This window comes from Williamsia herbipolensis, assembly GCF_000964005.1.
In the GTDB taxonomy this organism is placed as follows: Bacteria; Actinomycetota; Actinomycetes; order Mycobacteriales; family Mycobacteriaceae; genus Williamsia_A; species Williamsia_A herbipolensis.
In genome coordinates, this window is the sequence record NZ_JXYP01000011.1 from 115,824 (window position 1) to 139,867 (window position 24,044).

Here is a 24,044-nt window from a genome sequence, read left to right on the forward strand (position 1 = left end):
GAGTCGGTCAGACGGTCGGTCGGGTCGCCTGCTGCTCGAGGTCGCGAGCGAGCAACGCGATGTGTGCCCGCGAGATGCCCTCGGGGAGAGCCAGATCGATACCGGTGGTCTGGGTGATGCGGCGCAGTCGATAATCGACGGTGTTCGGGTGGATGTGCATCCGCCGCCCGGTGCCCTTGCGGTTGAGCCCGGTGTCGAGGTGCACCCGCAGCGTCTCGAGGAGCTCGGGGTGGTTGTCGAGCGGCTCGAGGGTCGAGGCGAGATGATCGCGCGCCGGACCGGGACGGGTGATCTGGTACTCGATGAGCAGGTCCTGCATCTCGTAGAGACCCGGCGGGCGGCGGATGGCGCGCACCAGATCCATGAGCTCATGGCTCTCCGAGGCGAGCTCGGGGATGCGGTCGGTGGTGCCGATCGAGTGCGTCGCGATGATCGGCGCCTCGGCCACGGCCGAGAGGTCCTCGAGCAGCTCACCGGTCAGCACCGGCATGTCGGTGTCGGCGGGGATCAGCACGGTGCCACCGTTGTTGCTCAGCAGCGTCAGCGCCCGGGAGTTGAAGGTGGTCGCCAGCGACGACTGGACGCGACGCAGCTTGCGGCGCGCGGCGATCTTGGTGTTCACCCGCGGGTCGAGCTCGTCGGGATGGGGCGCGATGGTCATCGACACCACCTGGTAGCTCTGCGCCACCGGCAGTCCGGTCTGGCGCGCCACCGACGACGCCGTGTGCCCCGACAGCAGCGCCGACATCAGCGTCTGCGTCGCCGACTGGTGCTGACCGGCGACGAGGCGCTGCTCCTCCACGTACGCGGTGGCGACGGTGACGGTGAACGTGTCGAGCAGCTTCATCACGAGGCGGAAACCGGAGACCAGGTCGGCGAGGTCGTCGCCGCCGGCCTTCGCGGCGATCAGGTCGAAACCGATCTTGATGCCCTCGTGGTAGGTGTGGATGATCGTGTCGAGCGGCACGCCCTCGCGGGCCCACTGCGCGGCGGCCTCGCGGAGCTGTGCGAGCTGCTCCTCGCCGGGCGGACGCTGCTCGTCGAGGATCTCGATGGCCATGCGCAGACAGGTCTGGGTGACGGCGGTGACGTCACCGTGCAGCTGCTCGCCCGGGAGCGTCCCGCACGGCGCCACGTTGTCGGCGAAGTGCCCGACCAGTTGGGTCGCCAATTTGTTGATGTCCGACAGCGACCGCGATGCGGGAAGGCCCGCCACGGTGATGGTCGGACCCGGCGCGCGATCCCCCGACGCGGCCGTGGTGTCCAGATCGGTGCTCGGTGTCGACATGATCAGTGGTACTCCCCGCTCCTTCACACGCACCCCCATAGCCACGTGCGATTCATTTCGTGAGGTGAACAGTAACGCATGTTGAGGGGCCCCGGAAGTGTGCAGCTACACAAGTTACACATCCTCACGATCTGCTACGCAGATCGGGCATTCCGAGGGGTGCGTACCGTCTGAGCACCGACGATGTCCATGCCGATCGGTACGGCCGAACCGGTCAGTCCGACGAGCCGGAGTCCGCGTCGGAACGCCGCATCAGATCGTCGCGCACCCGCTGCTCCTGATACGCGAGTCGCCCGATCCGGTGGGCGACGACCGGTGCGGTGATGAGGGCGAACAACCCCGACAGCACCAGCATCCCGAAGTCGACACTCCCGGCGAGACGGATCATCGCGGCGATCAGGATGAGCAACAGCCCGAACGTCTGCGGCTTCGTCGTCGCGTGCATACGCGTCATCGTGTCGGGGAAGCGGAGCACACCGATCGACGCGGTGAACGCCAACACCGACCCGGTCAACACCAGGATCGCCACCACCACATCCGTGATCACCGTCGGACCTCCGGACTCGTCATCGCCCTCGGACCTCCGGCGCCGCTCACCGTCGGACCTCCGGTCCGGCACTGGGCTCGCCGGTCACCGGATGCACCCGCACGACGTCGTCGCGGACGCGGAACCGAGCGATCGCCACCGACCCCACGAAGCTGAGCAACGACAGCGCGACGATGGCGGGCACCACGGTGGAGTCGAGGCTGTAGGCCGCCCAGCCGGCGAGGCTGCACATGGCCAGCGCGACCACCGTGTCGAGGGCGACGAGCCGGTCGAGGGTGTTGGGGCCCACCAACACCCGGATCATGGTGATCACCGCCGACGCCAGCAGCAGGATCGCCGCGATGATCCAGACGATCGTCATCGCCGGTCTCCCTTCGCCTCGGGCACGGAGCCCCTCGTCTCGTGCGGGTCGCTGCGGACGGGAGCCGCGCCGTGGAACTCGTCGTCGAGACCGTGGTACGGACTCGGATGCCATTCACTGTCCCGCTCGAAGGCCCGGATGAACAACCGTTCGACGGTCTCCATCTGCCGGTAGAACGCGCGCACCTTCTTCTCACTGCTCACGTCGATCAGGTGGACGTAGAGCAGGCGACGGCGATGGTCGATCTCGACGACCATCGTGCCGGGCACCAGGTTGATGTAGTCGACCGCCAGCGTCAGCACCATGTCGGACTTGATCGCCAACCGCGTCCGCAGCACCGCCGACAGCGGTGGGCGACGCGGTCGGACCGCGAGCCACGCGACCTCGGCGCTCGACACGAAGAAGTCGCGGATCAGGTAGGCCACGAGCAACACGACCGTGGCGGGGTGGATACGTCCCTCCACGGGCACCCGCGGCAGAGGTAGCAACACCAGGATCACCACCGCGACCGCGACACCGCCGAGGATGTTCGCCCACGAGATGGTGCCCCACAGGAGCACCCACACGAACGTGAGCCACCCGATGGTCCACAGGCGGACCGCGATCTCACGGCCGTCGCCACCCAGCCACGACAGCAGGTGCACCCGCGACTTCGCCCACACCACCGCCTTCGTGAGATGCCATGCGACGCTGAAGAACGACACCCGCCACGCGTGGTGCAGCCGCCCGTAGACCGGACCCTTCGTCGGGATCGGCCCCATCTCCCGCCGGGGTTCGTCCGTCATCGGGAACCTCCCAGCACGGCGTCGAGATAGAGACTGGAGTCGGTCAGCTCGGCCGCGGCATCGTTGGTGAAGTCGAAGATCGGCCCGGCCCACACGGTCAACGCGACACCGGCGACCACCATCAGCATCGTCGGGACCACCATGCCGATCGGCATGCGTCCCACGTCGGCACGATCACCGAACGCGATGTCACCCTCTTCTTCGACCAGCGCCGAGGGGCCGGTGTCGGCGAGATCGCCCTCGGGGGCGTCGGCCCGCGGACGCCAGAACGCCTTTGTCCACACCCGCGCCATCACGTACAGCGTGAGGAGGCTGGTGACGACCGACCCGGCGACGAGCAGCCACGCCAGCACACTGCCGTCCTGCGTACCCGCCTCGATCAACGCGACCTTGCCGATGAACCCCGAGAACGGCGGGATGCCGCCGAGGTTCAGCGCAGGGATGAGGAACAGCCCGGCCAGCAGCGGACTGGCGGCCAGGCCACCGAGGCGACGCAGCGACGCCGAGCCCGCCTGACGTTCGATGAGACCCACCACAAGGAACAGCGTTGTCTGCACGAGGATGTGGTGCGCGACGTAGTAGATGGCACCGGACAACCCGAAGCGTGACGACAGGGCGATGCCGAAGATCATGTAACCGATGTGGCTGACCAGCGTGAACGACAGCAGTCGTTTGATGTCGGCCTGGGCGATGGCACCGAAGATGCCGACCAGCATCGTCAACAGACCGGCCACCAGCAGCACCGTGTCCATCGAGCCGCCGGGGAACAGCAGGGTGTGCGCCCGGATGATGGCGTACACACCCACCTTCGTGAGCAACCCGGCGAACACCGCGGTCACCGGGGCCGGGGCCGTCGGGTAGGAGTCGGGCAGCCACGTCGACAGCGGGAACACCGCCGCCTTGATCCCGAACGCCACCAACAACACCGCGTACAGCGCGCCCTTCGTCCCGTCGGGGATGTCCTGCAGCCGGACCGCCATCTGCGCGAGGTTGAGCGTGCCGGTCGCCGCGTACGCGAAGCCGATACCCGCCAGGAAGATCAGCGACGACACCATCGACACCAACACGTACGACACACCCGCCCGCACGCGGTCGGCACTCGCGCCGAGGGTGAGCAGCACGAAGCTCGCCGCCAGCAACACCTCGAACGACACGTACAGGTTGAACAGGTCGCCGGCGAGGAACGCGTTGCAGACACCCGCGGTCAGCGCGAGGTAGGTGGGCAGGAAGATCGAGACCGGCTGCTCGGTGGTGCCGTCGCGGATACCCTGCCCGACGGCGTAGAGCACGACGCACAGCAGCACCACCGTCGACACCACCAGCATCAGCGCCGAGAGCTGATCGGCGACGAGCGTGATGCCCAACGGGCCGTTCGTGTAGCCCTTGCCGTCCCAACCGCCGACGTGCAGCGCGTAGGTGCCGTACTTGTCGGTGAGATACAGCAGCAGACACGAGGCGACGAAGGCCGCGCCGATCGCGGTGACGGCCACGGCACGCTGGATCCGGGGACTGCGACCCATCACCAGGGTGAGCGCCGCGCCGGCCAGGGGCAGCAGCGTCGGGATGATGGTCAGCGTCGCGAACCAGCTGGTGTCGATGGTCATCGCCGATCACCCGCTTCGGGCGAGCCGTCATCTGTCACACGCGATTCCGGCGAGCCGTCATCTGTCACACGCGATTCTGGCGAGCCGTCATCTGCCGCATCCGGCGCGATGTCCTCGGCAGCGACACCGGCCAGGTCCGGGTCGTCGGGGATGAGGTCGTCGTTGGAATCGTCGTCGGCCTCGTCCTCGGGCATCAGGTCGGCCTCGATGCGCCGACGCTTGCGCTCACGGATCTCCTCTGCCGACAACGGGGTGCCGTCGTCGTCGAACATGTCGCCGGACCGGGTGTCGACACCGGTGACGGGGTCGTCGCTGCGGTCACGGTCGGGGGCCTCCGACAGTGACTGCTTCTTCACCTTGAGATCCTCGGGGTCGTCGTCGACCTCGTCGTCGGTGTTGATCACGAACGACCGGTAGGCGAGGGCCAGCACGAAGGCGGCGATGCCCATCGTGATGACGATCGCGGTGAGCACCATGCCCTGGGCCAGCGGGTCGGCGTCGGCGGTGCGGCGATCCGACGAGCGCCCGTAGATCGGTGGGTTGCCCTCGCGTCCGGCGATCGTGATGATCAGCAGGTTCAGGCCGTTGCCGACGAGCAATAGCCCCAACAACATCCGGATGAGGCTGCGCTCGAGCAGCAGGTAGACACCGCACGCGGCGAGGAGCCCGGCAACGATGAGCAGTCCGAGGTTGATGGTCACGGGCGTGCCCCCATCCCGGTCGCATCGGCCCCGGCCGACGCGCGCGCCGCGGTGGTCGAGGTCTCCTCGATGTCGAGACGCGCGCCGAGACTGCGCAACACGTCGAGCACCAGTCCGACGACGATGAGATACACGCCGAGATCGAAGAACAGCGCGGTGACGAGCTTGATGTCGCCGAGGACGGGCAATGTGAGCTCGATCGTCGCCGACGACAGCGCCGGCGCACCGGCGAACACCGACGCCAACGCCGTACCCACCGACAGCGCCAGGCCCAGCCCGAGGATGCGACCGGCGTCGACGGGGATGGCCTCGCCGAGCTCGTATCGCCCGCCGGCGAGATAGCGCAGCACCAGCGCCATACCCATGGTGAGGCCGCCCGCGAATCCACCGCCGGGCGCGTTGTGGCCGGCGAAGAAGAAGTAGATCGAGGCGACGACCATGGTCGGGAAGATCAGCCGCGTCGTCGCCTCCAACACCATCGAGCGATGCCGCGGATCGCGGAGCTCGCTGCCTCGCAGCCAGGTGGTGCGGGCGGTGGGCATGTCGTCGACGGCGTCGGGATCGGCGCCGTGGAACCGGGCGGCGTCGGCGACGCGCGGTGCGGCACCGAACCGACGGTGACGGAACACCATCGACGCGACACCGGTCGCCGCGACCAGCAGCACCGACACCTCGCCGAGGGTGTCCCAGGCGCGGATGTCGACCAGCAGCACGTTGACCGCGTTGGCGCCGTTGCCCAACTCGTAGGCGGCCTTCGGCAGATCGTCGGCGACCGGGGTGGTGGTGCGCGCGCCCGCCGCGTAGAGACCGATCACCACCAACAGCGCACCGAACGCGAGACCGATGAGCGCCCGCAGGGGCTTGAACCCGGTGGAGTGCCGCGCCTCGGCCTCGGCGGGCAGCTTGCGCAAGACCAGCACGAAGATCACCAGGGTCAGCGTCTCGACGAGGAACTGGGTGAGCGCGAGGTCGGGGGCGCCGTAGAAGGCGAAGATCATGCCGCATCCGTACCCGGTGACGCCGACGACGAGCGCCGCGGCGAGTCGGTTGCGCAGCACCGTGGTGGCGATCGCCGCGGCGACCATGATCCCGCCGATGACCACCTGGGCGAACGAGTCGAAACCGTTGATGTCGAGGCGGTTTCGCGCGCCGATCAGCAGTGCGACGGTGGGTACCACGATGGTGGTGACCATGATGACGCCCTGGGTCAGCGGCAGCGATCCGCGCTGGGTGACGCGGGTCAGCGCCAACGACACCGTGTCGGCGCCGCGCAGTACCGCGTCGTAGATGCGGTCGGCGTTGCCCAGTGGCGGAGTGTGGAAGCCCAGGCGGCGGCGACGTCGGCGCAGCACCACGAACGTCCCGACACCACCGACGATGACGATCACAGTCAACAGCAACGGCAGCGTGAACCCGTGCCACAGCGCGAGGTGCTCGAGTTCGTGTCCGTTCGCGGGCAGCGTCCGGGCGTAGGGCTCGAACAGCGACCCGAGCGGACCCGCGACGAACCCGGCCGCGACGCCGAGCGCGGCGAGGATGCCCGCGGGAGCGATGAACGCGACCGACGGGTGATGCATGCGGGCCACCGCGGCACTGGGTTCACGGCGGACCTTGCGGCCGAACGCCCCCCAGAGGAATCGGGTGGTGTAGGCCATCGTGAGGATCGACCCGACCACGACCACCGCCGTCGACACCGAACCCTGCCAGCCGTCGAACCCGTCGACGTCCAGCAGTGAGGTGAGTGCGGCCTCCTTACCGACGAACCCGAGGGTGATCGGCAATCCCGCCATGCTCGCCGAGGCGACCGCGGCGATCACCGCCAGTGACGGCGCCGTGCTGCCCAGGCGGGCGAGTTTGCGGACGTCGCGGGTGCCGGTCGAGTGGTCGATGACGCCGACGACCATGAACAGCGACGCCTTGAACAGGGCGTGTGCGACGAGCATCGCGACGCCGGCCAGCGCGACGTTCGCGTCGCCGGTGCCGACGAGCACCATGAGGAAGCCGAGCTGCGACACCGTGCCGAACGCCAGGATCAGCTTCAGGTCGAACTCGCGCAGCGATCGCCATCCGCCCAGCACCATCGTCAGCATCCCCAGGCCGACGACCGAGATCTGCCAGGCCATGAGGTCGCCGAACCCGGGGGCGAGCCGCGCCACGAGGAAGATGCCGGCCTTCACCATCGCCGCTGCGTGCAGGTAGGCGCTGACGGGTGTGGGTGCGGCCATGGCGCCGGGCAGCCAGAAGTGGAACGGGACGATGGCGGATTTGCTGAGCGCGCCGATGAGGACCAAGACGACCGCGACGGTGACCGCCGTGCCGGTCGGGGGGTTCGCGATCACGTCGGAGAGCAGGTAGCTGCCGGCCCGCTCACCGAGGATGACGATGCCCGCGAGCATGGCCAGTCCGCCGGCGGTGGTGACCAGCAGGGCCTGGGTGGCGGCACGGCGCGACGTCGCGCGCTGGGCGTAGAAGCCGACCAGCAGGAACGACAGGACGGTCGTCGCCTCCCAGAAGATGTAGAGCACGATCATGTTGTCGCTGACCACGAGCCCGAACATCGCGCCGGTGAACGCGACCATCTGCGCGCCGAACCCCGCCACACGCCGGCGGATCCGGGGTCCCGATGGGTCGCTGTCGTTGTCGAAGTACTCCGCGCAGTAGCAGAGGACGAGTGCGCCGACGCCGAGTACGAGGATCGACATGATCGCCGAGAGGGTGTCCATCCGCAGATCGATGTCCATCTGCAACGCCGGGACCCAGCGGATCGACTCCAGGCGTGGTGAACCACCGGCGCGCGGCCACTCGACGATGACCCCGACCATCGCCGCCGCGGGGGCTGCTGCGAGCAGGTAGAAGCCACGGCGGCCGAGCCAGGAGATGATCGCGGGCGCGGCGAGAGCCGTGAGGACCAGCGCGATCAGGGTCGCGATCAACAGGCACTCCGTCGTTCGATGGGCGGGGTGTCACGCGACGGCCGATGGTGCTGCTGGGCGGTCGCGTTCTCCCATCTTACCGGCGGCGCGAGCACCGGTGCCGTTCGGGGGATGCGGCCCGCGATAGGGTTCCAGCGGCGAAGAGGACGGCCGACCGACCCGGCGGCACGTGGAGTGAAGGACGTGGTTGCAGGTGACAGGCCCGGATCATCGGAGGCGGCGGCGCGGTACGGCGGCGCGGTGGGTGGCGATGGTGATGATGCTCGTCGCGGCGGTGCTGCTGGCCGGATGCGGGTCGGGCTCGTCGTCGCAGGCGGACAGTTCCACGGCCGGCGCGCTGCAGTTGCCCGCGGACTTCCCGCGTGCCGACGTCCCGCTCATCGAGGGCGCGCTGTTGTCCGCGGGCGGCTCCGCCGGCGAGGGCTGGAACCTCACCGTGCAGGGCTCCTCGACCATCACCGCCGCACTCGACGCCGGCGTGAAGAAGCTGACCGATGCCGGGTACCGCGAGGTCCAGCGCAGCACCGACGGCGGCAACCAGGTAGTGGTGTTGACCTCGACACGGTCGTCGACCACCTACACCGTGGAGGTGGGCAGTGTCGCGGGCGCCGCGGGCGGACCGAACTCGGTGTTCTACCAGGTCTCCCGGAGCTGAGCTCGCGCGCGGCCACAGCGATCTGACAGGGGATGTGAGGTCGCCCAACAGTTCTCGTCGATAGAAACGGTCGTACCCGACGCCGTGTCGGGTATCCGATCGCGAACGCGCCGATGTGCGCGTCGCCCGACGAGAAGGTGATCTCGACGATGACCAGTCCCTCCGTTGCCCCGACCGTGCACGACGTTCCCCCGCCACCGCACCCGGCGATCGCCGCCGAGCGGCCGTCGTTCGGCGCGTCCCTGGGCAGCCGCAGCACCGAGTTCAAGAACGCCCTGATCGCCGGTGGTGTCGGCATCGCCGTGGCGTTCATGGCCGCCGGTTTCGGCCTCGGCTTCTGGGCCGGTGACTCCGGCTCGTCGACGACCGCACCCCAGCAGGGGTTCTCTCAGCAGGGACCGGGCCAGATGGGCTCGACCCAGGGTGGTTCGACCCAAGGGGGTTCGACACAGGGGGGTTCGACCCAAGGGGGTCCGACACAGGGCGGTCCGATGGGCGGCATGACCCCGGGTGGCCAGATGGGTCAGGGCCAGACAGGTTCGGGCCAGACCGGCACCGGCACCGCGGGCACGACGACGAGCTGAGACGGGTCAGCGCCGCTCGGGGCGGCGCAGGCCGAGCCGGGCCTGCGACTTCTGCGGCCGACTGCGGTCGATCGCGCGCATGGCCCGGCGTTCGGCGCGGCGCTCCTTGGGTGCCTGATCCCACGTGTGCGGACGCGACGCGATCCAGCGTTGGGTGCGCCAGGCGAACGGGATGTGGACCAGATACGCCGCGATCACCAGGAACATCAGCAGATACGGGAACGTGACGAGCAGTGCCGCACAGATCGCGACCAGGATGAGCAGGCCCACGACCGCGCGCGGCGGGATCGAGTAGGTCTTCAGCGACGCGGTCGGGATACGGCTCACCGCCAGCGCGGCGGTCAGCATCATCCAGGTCCCCACGGCGGCGAGCGAGGTCCACCAACCGGTGCCGAACTGCTGCTCGGCGGCCACCGGCAGCAGCGCGATGAGTGCGGCGGCCGGTGCGGGCACGCCGACGAAGTAGTTCTTGGTGTACTCGGGGACGTCATCGTCGTCGTCGATGATGTTGAACCGCGCCAACCGGAGCACCACCGCGCACACGAAGATCAGCGCGAGCACCCAGCCGGCGTCCTGCCCACGCAGCAGCAACAGGTACAGCGTGAGTGCCGGGGCCACACCGAAGTTGATGGCGTCGGCGAGCGAGTCGAGTTCGGCGCCGATCTTCGTGGTGGCGCCGAGCAGTCGCGCGATGCGTCCGTCGATGCCGTCGAGAAGGGCTGAGGCCGCGATCATCCCGACCGCGAGATCGACGCGGCCGTCGAGGGCGAACCGTGCCGCCGACAGGCCCGCGCAGATCGCGAGCACGGTCAGCGCCGACGGGACCAGCAGGCGGCCGCCGCCGAGATCGGGGACACGGGAGCGGTTGTGCGCCACGGACTGTCGGAGGGTGCGACGCCGACCCGTGGTGCCCCGTCCCGCCCCCCGGCGTCCGGTGGGGCGGCGCGGGGACCGCACCGACGTCCGCCGGGCGTCGATCACGTCAGGCTCGCGAGAACGGTCTCGGCGCCCACGGCTCGCTGACCGGGCAGCACCAGCGGCGTCACACCCTCGGGGAGGTAGACGTCGACACGCGAGCCGAACCGGATGAGGCCGTAGGTGGCGCCGAGGGTCAGTGTGTCGCCGGGGCGCGCCTCGCAGACGATGCGGCGCGCGATGAGCCCGGCGATCTGCACGACACCCACGTCGACGCCGAAGGCGGTGCGGATGCGCATCGACGTGCGTTCGTTGTCCGTGCTGGCCGCGGGGAGGTCGGCCGACAGGAAACGACCGGGCGTGTGGGTCACCGACACCACCTCGCCGGCGATCGGCACCCGCTGCACGTGGACGTCGAGAACGCTGAGGAAGGTCGAGACACGGGGCAGGGGACGGTCGCCGAGGCCGAGTTCGGCCGGGGGCACCGCGGTGTCGACCAGCGTGATCTCGCCGTCCGCGGGGGCGACGACCGCGCCGGTCGTCGTCGGTGGCACGCGGGCGGGGTGGCGGAAGAAGGTCGCCGACGCCAGGGCGAGCGCGGTGGCGGGGCGGCGGATCCACCGGTGTCGGCGCGCGACGAGCGCCACCGCGGCCGGCCCGGCGACGAAGGGGATGCCTGCCGGGTGCATCGGGGGGACCGTGTGGCGGATGAGTTCGACGACGTGGGCGACGCCGCTGGTGTGCTCGGTGAGAACGCCGTCGACGGGCGGCGCGGCGATGCCGTCGGTCTCGAGGAGATGCGGCTCGGGCCGATAGATCGCGTCGACCGCGTGTGTCCGGCCGGGAGTGCGGGGCCGTCTCGCCACGTCCGCTGCTCCGTCCCTCGACAGTGTGTGATGGTGCGTGCCCGTGTGCGCCGGGCCTGTGTGCCGGCGTGCGCCGGACGCGCTCAGGATAGCCGAGGGCGCCCCGGCGCCCCGCGCCCCACGGGCAGGTGCGCCGCGGGTCAGGAGTCGAGCAGGATCACCTCGACCGTGCTGCCCGCCGCGACGTCGGCGGCGTCGGCCGGGATGTCGATGAGGGCGTTCGCCGAGGCCAGGAAGCGGAGATGGTGCGACGACGGAGGCCCGATGGGCTGCACCGCCGCGGCCCCGTCGGGGTCGACGGAGACCACGCCCCGGCGGAACTGCTCTTTGCCCCGCGGAGATCGCATGTCGTCGGTGAGTCGTGCACGACGGCGGACGCGGGCGGCGGGGAGACCCATCGATGCCCGTAGCGGCGGACGCACGAAGATCTCGAACGACACCTGCGCGCTCACCGGGTTGCCCGGCAGCGTCACGATCGGCACACCCGGGGAGTCGGCGGTGTCGCGGTCCGCACGGTAGGTGCCGCACCCCTGCGGCATCCCGGGCTGCATCGCGACCTTCACGAACTCGACGCCGTGACCGGAGAGTGCGTCCTTCACCACCTCGTACGCGCCGGCGCTGACCCCTCCGGAGGTCAGGATCAGATCGACGCGCCCGGCGGGGCCGTCGCCGCGCACCATCGCGTCGAGACGCGCACGGAACTGCTCGACGTCGTCGGGGACGAAATGTACCGGCGTCGCCCGCCCACCGGCCTCGCGCACCGCCGCGCACAGCATCGCGCCGTTGCTCTCGTAGATCTGGCCGTGCTCGAGATCGACGCCGGGCGCCATCAGTTCCGAGCCCGTGGACAGCACCACGACGTGGAACGGTGCGTGCACCGGAACCTGTCCGACACCGAGGGCCGCGAGCAGTCCGACCTGGGACGCGTGCAGCACGGTCCCGGCGGTGAGAGCGGTGTCGCCGGCGGCGATGTCGGAGCCCGCACGTCGGATGCTGGTGCCCTCGGCGACCGGTGCGGCGATCGCGACCTGCTCGACGCCGCCGTCGGTGGCCTCCACCGCGACCACGGCGTCGGCACCGTCGGGCAGCGGTGCGCCGGTCATGATGCGGTGGGCCGTGTCCGGGTCGAGTCGCAGGCGATCGGTCCGCCCGGCGTAGATGTCCTCGGTCACCACCAGTCGTGTCGGGGTGTCGGCGGAGGACCCGGCGACCTCGGCGGCGCGTACGGCGTAGCCGTCCATCGCCGAGTTGTCGAAGCCGGGCAGGCTGACCGCGGCGCGCACGTCGTCGACGACCGCGCGTCCGAGGGCGTCGGCGATGGCCACCGATTCGATCGGCGTGGGGGAGAACAGGTCGGCGACGATCCGCGCGTGGTCGGCGACCGACCGCAGCGTCGCGGGGTCCTCGAGGTGCTGGTGCCCGTGCCCGTGGTGGTCGCCGGCGCCCGCGGTCACGACGGGTACGCCGCGAGGAACAGCGCCTCCGACAGCGCGGTGCGGCGGATCTCGTCGGGGTCGACGCTCTCGTCGGGAGCGTGGATGCGGCACCGGGGTTCCTCCACCCCGAGCAGCGCGATCTCGGCCTCGGGGCAGATCTCGGCGAGCACCGTGCACAGCGGGATGGAGCCGCCCTGGCCGGAGTGCGCGACCTCGGCGCCGTAGGCCGTCGCCATGGCCGCGGTGAGTGCGCGGTAACCGGGGCCGTCGGTGGAGGCGGCGAACGGCGCCCCGACCGCCTCGGGGTCGATCGTCACTCTCGCGTTCCACGGGATGGCGCGACGCAGATGGGCCTCGAGGGCGTCGCGGGCCGTCGTCGGATCGATGCCCGGTGGCACGCGCAGGTTGAGCACGGCGGATGCGGTGGGCACGATCGCCGCCGCGCAGTTCGCCGTCGACGGTGCGTCGAGGCCGATCACGGTGACCGCCGGGCGCGCCCACACCATGTCGGCCGGCGCGCCCGAGCCGATCACGTCGACGCCGTCGAGAACCGTTGCGTCGGAAGCGAAGACGTCGCGGTCGTACGGCACGCCCGACCAGGTCTGGTCGGCAGTGAGCCCGTCGATGGTGGTGTTGCCGTCGGCGTCGCGCAGGCTCGCCAGTCCGGCGATCAGCGCGGCGAGGGCGTCGGGGGCGGCACCGCCGAACTGGCCGGAGTGCACGTCGGAGGCCAGCGTGGACACGGTGACCTTGAGGTTCGCGACGCCGCGCAGGCTGGTCGTGAGTGTCGGTGCGCCGACGGCGACGTTGCCGGTGTCGGCGATGAGGATCATGTCGGCGGCGAACAGTTCAGGTCGCTCGCGGGCCAGGTGGTCGAGGCCCTCACCCCCGGCCTCCTCCGAACCCTCGATGACGACGCGGATCCCGCAGCCCAGCGCATCGAGGCCGGGGTGTGCTGCGAGTGCCCGCAGCGCGGTGAGGTGGGCGACGACATTTCCCTTGCAGTCGGCCGCGCCGCGACCGAACCATCGGCCGTCGCGGTCGGTGAGCGTGAACGGCGGTGAGTTCCAGAGACCCTCGTCGCCGGCGGGCTGGACGTCGTGGTGGCTGTAGAGCAACACCGTCGGGGACCCGTCCGGGCCGGGCCGGTGCCCGATGACCGCCGAACTGCCGTCGGAGGTCACGATCGATTCGCACGCGACACCCACCTCGGCGAACTCCGCGGTCACCCAGTCCGCGGCCCCGGCGCACGCGTCGCGGTGCGACGGTGAGCCGTGCACCGACGCATACGACACCAATTCGGCGAGATCGGAACGCGCCGCGGCCATCAGCTCATCGGTGACACCGACTGCCTCGACGTCGGCGGGGGGACGGTTCGTGGGGTGGTCGGCCATGTTTTCAGCATGCCATCCCCACGTGCTGCGACCCCCCGCGGTGACGACTAGCTTGAGAACACATGACAATCGGGCTGCTGCTGGACATCGACGGGGTACTGGTCACCTCGTGGCGTCCGCTGCCGGGCGCGGTCGACGCGCTGGCCGCGCTGCGCGAACGCGATGTCCCGCGGATGTTCCTGACCAACACGACGTCGCGATCGCGTGCCGAGATCGCGGAGGCGTTGAGCGACTGCGGGTTCGCCGTCGACCCCGAGGAGATCCTGAGCGCCGCCCGACTGACCGGTGAGTACCTGCGGGCGAACCATGCGGGCAAGCGGGCGTGGGTGCTCAACAAGGGCGCCATCGCCGCCGACCTGACCGGCGTGGAGGTGGTGACCGATCCCGACGCCGCCCCCGAGGTCGTCGTACTCGGCGGCGCGGGACCCGAGTTCACCCACGAGGCGATGTCGCGGGTCCTGGAGTTCATGATCGCCGGGGTGCCGGTGATCGCGATGCACCGCTCGATGACGTGGTCGACCGAGCAGGGTGTCCGCATCGACACCGGTGTCTACCTCGAGGGCCTCGAGAAGGCCGCCGGCACCACCATCCGGGCCATCGGCAAGCCGTCGCCGATCGGGTTCCGTGCCGCGGTGGAGATGATGGGACTCGAGCCGACCTCGGTCGTCATGGTCGGCGACGACATGCACAACGACGTCCTCGGCGCCCAGGCCTCGGCGATGATCGGGGTGCTGGTGCGCACCGGCAAGTTCCGGGCGACGGCCCTCGAGAAGTTGCAGGCCGACGAGTTCGGACCGGTGCCCGACCACGTGATCGATTCCGTCGCCGATCTGCCCGCACTGCTCGACCGGTTGGGTCGCTGACCGCCGGATCGACTCCGCAGCGCTCACGGAGAGCGAAACCCGGCGATCGACGGCGGGCGTCTCCTACGCTGTCGCGGGAACGGTGCCGACTTCCCGGCGCCGACCGCCACGAGAGGGATGGGTCAGATGAGCGGATTCAAGGACAAGTTCGACAAGGCCTTCGAGGACAAGCCGATCGACGAGCTCGCCGACGCGCCGGTGGACGCCCTGCAGGGGGTCAGCCCGCGGCACGCCGAACTCCTCAAGGAGGCGTTCAACATCACGATGGTCAAGGACCTCGGCACCAACAAGTACTTCCTGTGGGCAGGCGGTGTCGAAGCTCGCCGAGTGAGATGAGCTGACGGATCGCCTCGAGGCCGTCGCCGGCACGCGTGGCCCGGACACCGTTTCTCAGCCGCGTTCGGCGGCGGCCTTGATCTTCGCGAGGGTCTCGCGCATGCCCTCGGCGAGTTCGTCGTCGAACGGCTCGGTACCGCCCATGAACTTGCCGATGAGGAACGCCGATGCGGCGGTCGTCTTGCCGTTCTTCGCGACCCGGCGTTCGGTCAGCGTTACCCCGCGGTCGGTGGGGGTGATCTCGAATCCCCACTCGGTGCGGTTCTCGGTGATCCGGTAGGCGATCTGACGATCGGGCTCGAAGCGCGTGACGGTGGCGGTCGTCGGCCACACCAGCAGTCCGCGCTTGTTGACGTTGATGGTCTTCGCGCCGAGTCGGGTCCTCCCGCCACGCACGATCACCTTGCGGCACTGCGGACTCCACTCACCCATGCGGGCGAGGTCGGAGACGATCGACCACACCTTCTCGGGGGTGGCCTCGATGTCGGTCGAGGTCTCGATCAGCGGTGCTGCCATGGGTTGTCTCCTGGTGGTGGACGTGTCGATGCGTGAAGTGGGAGTCTATCGGCCCCGACGTTCACGCCGAGGTCTCGGCCGGGCCCATCGACACGCGGCCGGTGCCGATACCGGCGAGGGTCCCGCCGTCGACGAGCAGGTCGACACCGCTGATGAAACTCGCCTTCGTGGTGTCGAGGAGGAAGTCCGCGGCGGCGGCCACGTCCTCGGCGGTCCCGAACCGGCCGGCCGCGTTGTCGGTCACCATCGACTTGTACGCGTCGTGGGCGAACTCGGCCTCGTACTCGTCCCACCCCATCGGGGTGGCCACCACCCCGGGGCTGATCGAGTTGACCCGCGCGCCGCGATCGCCCCACCGCGGCGCCTGGGCCTGCACGCAGATCTGGTTGGCGCGCTTGGCGTATCCGTAGGTCATCGCCCGCGCGAGGTCGGCGGGGACATCGGGCATCGACAGCAGCCCGACCCCCGCGAGGTCCTCGGCCGGTGCCGTCGCGAACGTCGCGGCGGTCGCGGAGTCCACGGCGTCGCGGAAGATGTGGCCGGCGATGCTGGCGATGTAGACCCCCGCGCCGCCGGGTGCGATGACCTCGCCGAACTCGTCGAGCGAGATGGCCATCCCCACCAGGTCGACGGCCGCGATCCGCTCGGCCGAGGCCTGTGCGGGCGACAGGCCCGCCGTATGTGCGACCGCGGTCACCGGGCCCAGCCCGGCGGCGAACTCCGCGAGATCGCGCACCGACCCGCGGTCGCTGACATCGACCGCGTGGTCGCGCACGTCGTGGCCCTGGCGGCGCATGGCCGAGGCCAACGCCTGCAGACGGGCGTCGTCGTGGTCGGCGAGGACCACCGGACGACCGGACCCCAGACGACGCGCGATGGCCTCGCCCATCCCACCGACGCCGACCACCACCAACACATCACCGATCATCCGGTCAGAATAGACACCTGTCTGGACGATCGTCCGCAAATGCGGCGATCGGTGACGTCAGATCAGCGTGAGCATGTCGTGATCGGCGACAGTCTCCGACAGGGCGCGCAGGTGATCGTCGGACCCACCGAGGGTGTGGGCGATCGCGGTCAGGCGGCTCACCACGTGACCCACGGGGTACTCGGCGGTGAGGCCGATGCCGCCGTGGAGCTGGATGGTCTCCTGGCCGATGAGACGCGCCGAGTGGCAGATCTGCAGCTTCGCGCGTGATGCGGTCGCCGGGTCGACGTCGTCGTCGGCGAGACGCATCGTCGCGTAGGTGCTGATGCTGCGCGCCAGCTCGAGCTCGACGTACATGTTCGACGCGCGATGGGTGAGTGCCTGGAACGTCTTGAGCGGCACGCCGAACTGCTTGCGCGACTTCAGGTATTCGGTGGTCTGGTTCAGGGCCTGCTCCATGGCGCCGACGGCCTCGGCGCACAGGAGGGTCTGGGTGACGACCTCGGTCTTCGTGATCACCGCGGCGGCGTCCTCGACCGGCAGTGCGGTCGCGGCCGCACCGTCGAAGGTGACCCGGGCGGCGCGACGCCGGTCGTGGGTGCGCAGCGCGGTGCGGGTCACGCCTTTGGCGTCGGCGTCGACGAGGAACAGCGCGGGCGCGCCGTCGAGCGTGGCGGTGACGACGAACTTACCGGCGACGTCGCCGGCGAGCACGGGGCTCTTGGTGCCGGTCAGGGTGTAGCTGTCGCCGGAGGCGGTGGCGGTGGTCGCCAGTGCTGCGGTGGGCCACCGGTCGCCGGGCTCGTCATGGGCGTAGGCGAGCACCAGCCCGCCCTCGGCGACCGCGCCGACGATCTCGCCGCGCAGGGCGTCGTCGGTGACCGCGGCGATCGCCACACCCGGCGTCGCCATGCCGGTGATGAACGGCTCCGGGGCCAGCGACCGTCCGAATTCGCCGGCCACGACCGCGGTCTCGGCGAAACCGGCGCCCGCGCCGCCGTCGTCCTCGGTGAACGGGAGGCCGAGGATGCCGATCTCGGCGAGCGAGCTCCAGACCTTCTCGCTCCAGCCGCGGTCGGTCTCGGCGACCTCGCGGAGCTTCTCGACGTCGTAGGCGCGGCCGAGCACCTCACGCGCGGTGTCGCGCAGGAGCGACTGCTCCTCGGTGAGTTCGAAATCCATGGGGGAGTGACCCTTTCGTGGGTACAGAAAAGATGTGTGGGGTGCGGTGGACAGGTCTCTACAGACCCAGGATCCCCGAGGCGATGATGGTGCGCTGCACCTCCGACGATCCGCCGTAGATCGACACCTTGCGGGTGTTGAGGTACGTCGGCATGGCGAGGTGTGCCCACTCGGCGTCGTCGAGGGCGGGGTCGAAGACGGTCAGGGCGTCGGTACCGGCCAGGTCGGTCATGAGCTCGGTGACCTCCTGGGTGAGCTCGCTGCCGCGGAGCTTCAACACCGACGACACCGGGTTCGGCTTGCCGTCGCCGTCGGAGGCGACCACGCGCAGCTGGGTGAGTTCCAGTGCCAGCAGGGCGTTCTCGAGTTCGACGAAGCGGGCGCGGGTGAACGGGTCGTCGAGCAGGGAGCCGTTCGGGGTCGGGATCGACGCCGCGATCTCCTTGGCCCGGGCGAGACGGATCTTGTTGTACGAGACGCGGGCGATGCCACCGCGCTCGTTCGACAGCAGGAACTTCGCGTAGCTCCAGCCGGCGTTCTCCTCGCCGACGAGGTTCTCCACCGGGACGCGGACGTCGGTGAACCAGACCTCGTTGACCTCGTGGCCGCCGTCGATGAGCTGGATCGGACGCCGCTCGATACCCTCGGAGTTCATGTCGATGAGCAGGAAGCTGATGCCGGCCTGCTTCTTCGGTGCATCGGGATCGGTGCGCACCAGGCAGAAGATCCAGTCGGCGTACTGCGCCAACGTGGTCCAGGTCTTCTGGCCGTTGACGATGTAGTGGTCACCGTCGCGGACGGCCTTCGTCTTCAACGACGCGAGGTCCGAGCCGGCCTCGGGCTCGGAGAAGCCCTGGCACCACCAGATGTCGAGGTTCGCCGTCGCGGGCAGGAAGCGGTCCTTGATCTCCTGCGAACCGAACTGCGCGATGACCGGTCCGACCATCGCGGCGTTGAACGCCAACGGTTCGGGCACGGCGGCGAGGTTCATCTGGTCCTGCCAGATGTGGCGCTGCACCGGGGTCCAGTCCTTGCCGCCGTCGGCGACGGGCCAGTTCGGGACCGCGATGCCCTCCTCGTTGAGGATGCGCATCGTGGTGACGATGTCGTCGGGGAAGTTCAGATTTCCCGCAGCCGAGCGTTCGCGGATCTCTTTGGGGATCTTCGTGGTGAAGAGCGTCCGCATCTCATCGCGAAAGTCCGCTTCTTCGGGGGTGAGGGCGAGGTGCATAGCTCCTTATTACTCCCACTTCGGCCCGGGACGTCAACGCAGGTGGCCTCCATGCGGACACCGGGACACGATCGCCGCCGCCGTTATCGCTTCGTGATCTTTCGAGACCTTCTCGTGATGTCGCGGGAGCGGTCGGCGAGATGTCTTCTTGACATCGTCCGTTGTGACGGTGATCCACGACGGATTCCGCAGGACAGAGAGCAGGACCGCCATGAGTGCCGCCACCACGGAGACCTCCCGCCCCACCCGCCGGCGTTCCATCGGGGCCGGATCGGGTGTACTCCTCGTCCTGACCGTCGTGGTCATCGCCGCGCTGGTGACCTTCGTGCTGCAGAACACCGACAAGGTGAGCGTGAAGTTCCTGGCCTGGCAGCTCGATCTCGGGCTGGGGCTGGCGCTGCTCATCGGTGCGGCGGTCGGCGCCGTCCTCGCCTGGCTGATCTCGGGCTCGATCCGTGCGCGCCGAGCGCTGAAGTGATCCCGCTCCTGGCGCGGCGCTACATCTACCGCTACCTGCTGGTGGCGTTCGCGCTGCCGCTCGTCGCCCGGCTCAGCCTGTCAGCGGGCGCCCGACTCGAACGCCGCAAGGGCCGCCGCACCATCGTCTCGCGCATCCTGACCGGCGTCGGTCGCTTCTCGCGCAAGCGGGTGACCAAGGCCGTCGACAAGGGCGTCGTCACGCCCAAGGCCGCCGAGCGCGCCCGCGCCTGACGGTCCGTCGTCGGTCGGGAGTTCGCCGCGGTCGCGCAACACCACAGCGGCGATCGCGGCCGCGGCGATCAGCGACACGATGAAGATCGCGTAGCCCACCGCGGTCGCGCGCAGGCCCACGTGGCCGGTGACGACGCCGGCGATCACCGCGGGAACGCTGAACGCGGTGTAGCAGACGGCGAACACCGCCGCGAACACCTGCGCGCGCTGCGAGGGCGCACTGACGCGCGCCATCTCCGACATGATGCCCAGGAGCGTGGTGCCGAAACCGATTCCGGCGAGGATCGATCCGATCACGTACACCGGTGCCGACTCGGCCAGGACCGCCGACATCGAGATCAGCACCCCGCCGGCGAGAGCGCTGTACCCGACGACGAGCTTCATCGTGGTCGACGCGCGGGAGGCGACGGTCGACGCGAGGGCGGCGCTGCCGAAGAAGGCGCACAGGATCGCGCCACCGGTCGCGTGGTTGGCGACACCGAGGATCTGCGCGGTGATCGACGAGCCCAGCGACAGGTAGAGCCCACCGAGCGACCACGTGGCGAGCATCGCCGGGACCGCCGAGAAGAACACCGGACGCACGTCGGCAGGCACGGCGATACTCGGTGAGATCGTCCCCAGCGCATGTGAACTCGACTCGAAGCCGAGGAGCGGCGAGGTCTCGGGCAGGAACGCGATCGTGGTGAGCAGGACAGCCAGGGCGACGATCAGGACGACGTAGACGATCACCCGCGGCAGCGGCGCGTACTCCACCAGCACGCCGGCGAGCACCACGCCCGTCGCGAGCCCGAGGGGCGGGGTGGCCGTGCTGACCATCGACCCCAGATGTGGTGTCGGGGCGAGGTCGACGAGGGCGGCACTCACGGTGCCGACCAGTGCGCCGGTCGCGAGCCCCTGCAGGACCCGGGCGGCGATCAGCATCGCGACACCGTCGGCGGTCAGGAACACCACCATGCTCACGATCAGCAGGACGATGGCGCCGGCGAGGACGGGACGTCGACCGATGTGGTCGGAGATCGATCCGACGGTGAGCAGCGTTCCCACCAGCGCGAGCACGTACACCGCGAACACGATGGTCAGGGTGAAGGCCGAGAACCCGAACAGCTGCTGATAGACGGGGTAAAGCGGCGACGGCGCGGCCGAGGCCAACAGCACCACCGTCGAGGTCAGGCCGACCAGCCAGAAGGCCACCGACCGCGGGATCTGTCGCTGCATGTCGCTACTCCTCGCTTAAAGCAGTGATTGTTGCTTTTGAGAAGGTAGCACCGTGTTCCGACTTAAAGCCAGTCGATTTGCAATAATGGCAGACATGACTCCCACGCGCACCTCTGCCCGACGGCCCGGCGGCCGCAGCGCACGCGTGCAGGCCGACGTCTACGCGGCGGTCGGCGCGCTGGTCAGCGAGGGTCATCGCGACACGATGACCGTCCCGCAGGTCGCCGAACGCGCCGGGGTGAACCCCACCAGCATCTATCGCCGCTGGGGCGGGGTGGCCACGCTCCTCGAGGAGGTCGCGGTCGCCGCGCTGACCGGCGACGAGCCCATGCCCGACACAGGCGCCATCCGCGGCGATCTCGAGGCGTGGGCGGGCATCATCGTCGCCGACATCACCCGACCCGAGCGCATCGTCTACCTCCGCGCGATGGTCAGTGCCCGCCAGGGCACCCCGGGTGAGTGCCCGTGCTGGGAGACCCGAGACGAGCAGGCCGGACAGATGCTGGCCCGCGCCGCCGAACGCGGCGAGGCCGTGCCGACCGTCGCGCAGGTGCTCAACCACGTCGTGGCGCCGCTGTACCACCACGTCGTGTTCGGGCTCCACGCCGACGAGGCCTTCGCGCACTCCCTCGTCGCCGACGTCCTCGCGATGGCGCCGGCGCGCGTGCTCGCGCACTAGCCTGCGGCTCAGTCGTTCCCGCTGTCCGCGGTGACCTCGGTGATGTCGGACAGGAACCGGAGGACCACCTCGCGTTCGTCGTCGGGGAGGGCGCGGCAGACGTCGTCGATGCGGCTGATCGTCGCACTCCACGCCGCGTGCGTGGCCTGCCGCGCGGCAGGGGTCTCGACCACCGACACCCGGCGTCGGTCGACGGTGTCGCGGACCCGCCGGACGTGTCCGGCGCGTTCGAGTCGGTCCACCAGGACGGTGGCCGAGGCCGACCGGATACCGAGGTGTGCGGCCAGCTCCGCCACTCCCATCGGTCCGCGCTGTGCGAGCGCGGCGATCGCCGCCATGTCGTTGGGGTTCATCCCCATCCGGTCGGCCATGCGCCCGACCAGCTCCCGCGACGCGCCGACCATGTCGCGGACGGCCACGGTCGCGGGGTCGAGGTCCCCGTAGGAGGAGTCCCCGCCGGTCGAGGTGTCGCGGGTGGGCATGGGGGACATCCCACCATCGGGCGAGTGCATAGTCAATATGGTGATTCGACAAACTGATTGCTAGATTGTCTACATATATTCGCACTGCGAGGGAGAACGACATGACCGATCGACGAGCACACGAGGGTGACCGACCGCGAGTCCTGGTGACCGGGGGCAGTGTCGGAGGGCCGGCGCAGGCGTGGGCCCTGCAGCGGGCGGGTTTCGCGGTGACGCTCGTCGAACGGGCGCCGCGTCCCCGCGAGGCCGGACAGAACATCGACATCCGCGACGCCGGTCACGCGGTGCTGCGCGCAATGGGATCCGCGACGATGTGAAAGCGGCCTCCACCGGCGAGGTGGGTATCCGCTACCTCGATCACCGCGGCGAGCCCTACGCCGAGCTGCCCGCCCTCGAGGGAGCCGACGGGCCGACCGCCGAGCTGGAGATCCTGCGCGGGAAGCTCTCCGAGATCCTGATGGGACTCACGGAGGGAACGGTCGAGCACCGGTTCGGGACGCACGTCGTCGCGCTCGACGACCGGCCCGGGGACGGGGTCGACGTCGCGTTCGCCGACGGCACCCGCGAGCACTTCGACCTGGTCGTGGTGGCCGAGGGGCGCAACTCCACGACGCGCGACCTCGTGTTCGGCGACGAGGTGGGCACGATCAGCCGTGGCCTCTACATCGCCTACGGCACGATCGCCCGGACCGCCGCCGACGACGACTGGTGGCGCTGGATGACCGCGCGGGACAGCCGCATGGTCGGCCTCCGCCCGGACAACACGGGCACGATCCGAGCGAACCTCGGTTTCCTGGCGCCGGATCTCGGCCTCGACCGTCTCGGTCACGCCGCGCAGATGACGGTGCTGCGCAACCGTTTCGCCGACGTCGGGTGGGAGACCGACCGCATCCTCGACGGCTTCGAGGCCGCGCCGGAGGAGTTCTACATGGAACGCACCGACAAGGTGGTGATGCCGACCTACTCCCGAGGACGGGTCATCGTCGTCGGCGACGCGGCGTGGGCGGGCGGCCCCACCGGTATGGGGACGACGCTCGCGCTGGTGGGCGCCTACGTCCTCGCCGGCGAACTCGACGCGGCCCGCACCGGCGACGTGATCGACCATCGCCGCGCTTTCACCGCATACGAACGGATCATCCGCCCGTACGCGGAGTCGGTCCAGACCCCGTCGTCGGGCAACTCCCGCATGGTGATGCCGCGGACGACGCGCGGCCTGCGGGTGCTGCGAGCCGTGCACACCCTGCTCGCGCGACCCGCGGTGCGTTCGCGGGTCGAGCACCGTCTGCTCTCGCGGGCGGGCAAGGATTTCGTGTTGCCGAGTTACCCGATCTACGCCGACGCGCCGGTCACTGCCGGACGGGGTGTCGGCTGAGGATCGAGACCCGGTTGAACGCGTTGATGGCGATGGCGACCCAGATGACCGCCGAGACCTGGTCGTCGGTGAGCGTGGCGCGGGCCCGTTCGTAGTGGATCTCCGCCACGTCGTGCAGCGGCAGGGTCGTCACCGTCTCCGCCAGCAGCAGTGCCGCGCGCTCGGTCTCGTCGAACAGCTCGGTCTCGCGCCAGGCGGGCAGTGTCGCGATGCGCCCCACGGTCTCGCCGGCGGCGATCGCGCGGCGCGAGTGCAACTCCAGGCAGAACGCGCATCCGTTGATCTGCGACACCCGCAGGTTGATCAGCTCCACCAGGATGCGCGGGAGATCGGCGCCGTGTGCCGTGTCCGACACCGCGGCGGCGACCCCACCCAGTGCCCGGTACGCCTCGGGGGACTGCTTGTCGATGTAGATGTGCGGGAGGTCCATCGCGACTCCTGTAGGTGGCTCGGTGGGCGT

At 69.8% G+C, this 24,044-nt stretch carries 26 protein-coding genes; 8 read left to right on the top strand and 18 right to left on the bottom strand.

What is annotated here, in order from left to right; genetic code table 11:
• Nucleotides 1–7: 7 nt before the first annotated feature.
• The 7 genes from TU34_RS04590 to TU34_RS04620 all read right to left on the bottom strand — a co-directional run bounded on the left by TU34_RS04590 (nt 8) and on the right by TU34_RS04620 (nt 8,219).
• Nucleotides 8–1,288, bottom strand: coding sequence for a PucR family transcriptional regulator (locus tag TU34_RS04590; protein WP_082079879.1), 1,281 nt, complete (start codon nt 1,286–1,288; stop codon nt 8–10).
• 214 nt (nt 1,289–1,502) lie between these two features.
• Nucleotides 1,503–1,835, bottom strand: coding sequence for a monovalent cation/H(+) antiporter subunit G (mnhG, locus tag TU34_RS04595; RefSeq protein ID WP_045821813.1), 333 nt, complete (start codon nt 1,833–1,835; stop codon nt 1,503–1,505).
• A 46-nt stretch (nt 1,836–1,881) separates the two neighbouring features.
• Nucleotides 1,882–2,196 carry a monovalent cation/H+ antiporter complex subunit F gene (locus tag TU34_RS04600; protein WP_045821673.1) on the bottom strand — a complete coding sequence of 105 codons (315 nt, stop codon included), beginning with the start codon at nt 2,194–2,196 and terminating at the stop codon, nt 1,882–1,884.
• Complete coding sequence (locus tag TU34_RS04605; protein WP_045821674.1) at nt 2,193–2,981, bottom strand: Na+/H+ antiporter subunit E; 789 nt, start codon at nt 2,979–2,981, stop codon at nt 2,193–2,195. Before TU34_RS04605 ends, TU34_RS04600 begins: the two co-directional genes overlap by 4 nt.
• Nucleotides 2,978–4,585 (bottom strand): Na+/H+ antiporter subunit D, encoded by a 1,608-nt coding sequence (locus TU34_RS04610; RefSeq protein WP_045821675.1) that lies wholly within the window; start codon nt 4,583–4,585, stop codon nt 2,978–2,980. Before TU34_RS04610 ends, TU34_RS04605 begins: the two co-directional genes overlap by 4 nt.
• Complete coding sequence (locus TU34_RS04615; RefSeq protein ID WP_045821676.1) at nt 4,582–5,286, bottom strand: Na(+)/H(+) antiporter subunit C; 705 nt, start codon at nt 5,284–5,286, stop codon at nt 4,582–4,584. The genes TU34_RS04610 and TU34_RS04615 overlap by 4 nt, the downstream gene beginning before the upstream one ends.
• A complete protein-coding gene (locus tag TU34_RS04620) occupies nt 5,283–8,219 on the bottom strand; it encodes a Na+/H+ antiporter subunit A (RefSeq protein ID WP_045821677.1) in 2,937 nt (978 codons plus the stop codon). The genes TU34_RS04615 and TU34_RS04620 overlap by 4 nt, the downstream gene beginning before the upstream one ends.
• A gap of 193 nt (nt 8,220–8,412) precedes the next feature.
• On the opposite strand from TU34_RS04620, the gene TU34_RS04625 reads away from it, so the two are divergent.
• Together TU34_RS04625 and TU34_RS22250 are read left to right on the top strand one after the other, a co-directional pair.
• Nucleotides 8,413–8,874: a hypothetical protein gene (locus TU34_RS04625; RefSeq protein WP_045821678.1), complete on the top strand. Its 462-nt coding sequence runs from the start codon at nt 8,413–8,415 to the stop codon at nt 8,872–8,874.
• A 149-nt stretch (nt 8,875–9,023) separates the two neighbouring features.
• Nucleotides 9,024–9,458 carry a hypothetical protein gene (locus tag TU34_RS22250; protein WP_150116396.1) on the top strand — a complete coding sequence of 145 codons (435 nt, stop codon included), beginning with the start codon at nt 9,024–9,026 and terminating at the stop codon, nt 9,456–9,458.
• A gap of 6 nt (nt 9,459–9,464) precedes the next feature.
• Here TU34_RS22250 and TU34_RS04635 read toward each other — a convergent pair whose 3' ends face one another.
• From TU34_RS04635 to TU34_RS04650, 4 genes are all read right to left on the bottom strand, one after another.
• Complete coding sequence (locus tag TU34_RS04635) at nt 9,465–10,439, bottom strand: CDP-alcohol phosphatidyltransferase family protein (RefSeq protein WP_082079849.1); 975 nt, start codon at nt 10,437–10,439, stop codon at nt 9,465–9,467.
• Entirely contained in the window at nt 10,436–11,239 is an 804-nt protein-coding gene (locus TU34_RS04640; protein ID WP_420835157.1) for a phosphatidylserine decarboxylase, read from the bottom strand. The genes TU34_RS04635 and TU34_RS04640 overlap by 4 nt, the downstream gene beginning before the upstream one ends.
• A gap of 140 nt (nt 11,240–11,379) precedes the next feature.
• On the bottom strand, nt 11,380–12,630 hold the full coding sequence (moeA, locus tag TU34_RS04645; RefSeq protein WP_045821817.1) for a molybdopterin molybdotransferase MoeA: 1,251 nt from the start codon (nt 12,628–12,630) through the stop codon (nt 11,380–11,382).
• A 59-nt stretch (nt 12,631–12,689) separates the two neighbouring features.
• On the bottom strand, nt 12,690–14,069 hold the full coding sequence (locus TU34_RS04650) for a dipeptidase (RefSeq protein ID WP_045821679.1): 1,380 nt from the start codon (nt 14,067–14,069) through the stop codon (nt 12,690–12,692).
• A gap of 62 nt (nt 14,070–14,131) precedes the next feature.
• On the opposite strand from TU34_RS04650, the gene TU34_RS04655 reads away from it, so the two are divergent.
• A complete protein-coding gene (locus TU34_RS04655; RefSeq protein WP_045821680.1) occupies nt 14,132–14,932 on the top strand; it encodes an HAD-IIA family hydrolase in 801 nt (266 codons plus the stop codon).
• Nucleotides 14,933–15,058: 126 nt separating this feature from the next.
• A complete protein-coding gene (locus TU34_RS04660) occupies nt 15,059–15,268 on the top strand; it encodes a hypothetical protein (RefSeq protein ID WP_150116397.1) in 210 nt (69 codons plus the stop codon).
• Nucleotides 15,269–15,322: 54 nt separating this feature from the next.
• On the opposite strand, the gene TU34_RS04665 is transcribed toward TU34_RS04660, so the two are convergent.
• The 4 genes from TU34_RS04665 to TU34_RS04680 all read right to left on the bottom strand — a co-directional run bounded on the left by TU34_RS04665 (nt 15,323) and on the right by TU34_RS04680 (nt 19,125).
• The gene (locus TU34_RS04665; RefSeq protein WP_045821681.1) at nt 15,323–15,784 is read right to left on the bottom strand and encodes an SRPBCC family protein; all 462 of its coding nucleotides are present in this window, start codon (nt 15,782–15,784) and stop codon (nt 15,323–15,325) included.
• Between the two features lie 61 nt (nt 15,785–15,845).
• Nucleotides 15,846–16,712 carry an SDR family oxidoreductase gene (locus TU34_RS04670; protein WP_045821682.1) on the bottom strand — a complete coding sequence of 289 codons (867 nt, stop codon included), beginning with the start codon at nt 16,710–16,712 and terminating at the stop codon, nt 15,846–15,848.
• Nucleotides 16,713–16,769: 57 nt separating this feature from the next.
• Nucleotides 16,770–17,894, bottom strand: coding sequence for an acyl-CoA dehydrogenase family protein (locus TU34_RS04675; protein WP_045821683.1), 1,125 nt, complete (start codon nt 17,892–17,894; stop codon nt 16,770–16,772).
• 58 nt (nt 17,895–17,952) lie between these two features.
• A complete protein-coding gene (locus TU34_RS04680) occupies nt 17,953–19,125 on the bottom strand; it encodes an acyl-CoA dehydrogenase family protein (protein WP_045821684.1) in 1,173 nt (390 codons plus the stop codon).
• A 211-nt stretch (nt 19,126–19,336) separates the two neighbouring features.
• On the opposite strand from TU34_RS04680, the gene TU34_RS04685 reads away from it, so the two are divergent.
• Nucleotides 19,337–19,603 (top strand): lipopolysaccharide assembly protein LapA domain-containing protein, encoded by a 267-nt coding sequence (locus tag TU34_RS04685; protein WP_045821685.1) that lies wholly within the window; start codon nt 19,337–19,339, stop codon nt 19,601–19,603.
• 80 nt (nt 19,604–19,683) lie between these two features.
• Here the strand turns inward: TU34_RS04685 and TU34_RS04690 are convergent, their stop codons facing one another.
• Nucleotides 19,684–21,051 (bottom strand): MFS transporter, encoded by a 1,368-nt coding sequence (locus tag TU34_RS04690; RefSeq protein WP_065973494.1) that lies wholly within the window; start codon nt 21,049–21,051, stop codon nt 19,684–19,686.
• 94 nt (nt 21,052–21,145) lie between these two features.
• Between TU34_RS04690 and TU34_RS04695 the strand changes: the two genes are divergently transcribed.
• Complete coding sequence (locus TU34_RS04695) at nt 21,146–21,730, top strand: TetR/AcrR family transcriptional regulator (protein WP_238981167.1); 585 nt, start codon at nt 21,146–21,148, stop codon at nt 21,728–21,730.
• An 8-nt stretch (nt 21,731–21,738) separates the two neighbouring features.
• Here the strand turns inward: TU34_RS04695 and TU34_RS04700 are convergent, their stop codons facing one another.
• Complete coding sequence (locus TU34_RS04700; protein WP_082079852.1) at nt 21,739–22,242, bottom strand: MarR family winged helix-turn-helix transcriptional regulator; 504 nt, start codon at nt 22,240–22,242, stop codon at nt 21,739–21,741.
• Nucleotides 22,243–22,313: 71 nt separating this feature from the next.
• On the opposite strand from TU34_RS04700, the gene TU34_RS22895 reads away from it, so the two are divergent.
• Both TU34_RS22895 and TU34_RS04705 read left to right on the top strand, forming a co-directional pair.
• Nucleotides 22,314–22,529: a hypothetical protein gene (locus TU34_RS22895; RefSeq protein WP_052688737.1), complete on the top strand. Its 216-nt coding sequence runs from the start codon at nt 22,314–22,316 to the stop codon at nt 22,527–22,529.
• Nucleotides 22,526–23,584, top strand: coding sequence for an FAD-dependent monooxygenase (locus TU34_RS04705; RefSeq protein ID WP_052688738.1), 1,059 nt, complete (start codon nt 22,526–22,528; stop codon nt 23,582–23,584). Before TU34_RS22895 ends, TU34_RS04705 begins: the two co-directional genes overlap by 4 nt.
• Here the strand turns inward: TU34_RS04705 and TU34_RS04710 are convergent.
• Nucleotides 23,559–24,014, bottom strand: coding sequence for a carboxymuconolactone decarboxylase family protein (locus tag TU34_RS04710; protein WP_045821687.1), 456 nt, complete (start codon nt 24,012–24,014; stop codon nt 23,559–23,561). The genes TU34_RS04705 and TU34_RS04710 overlap by 26 nt on opposite strands.
• Nucleotides 24,015–24,044: the final 30 nt, after the last annotated feature.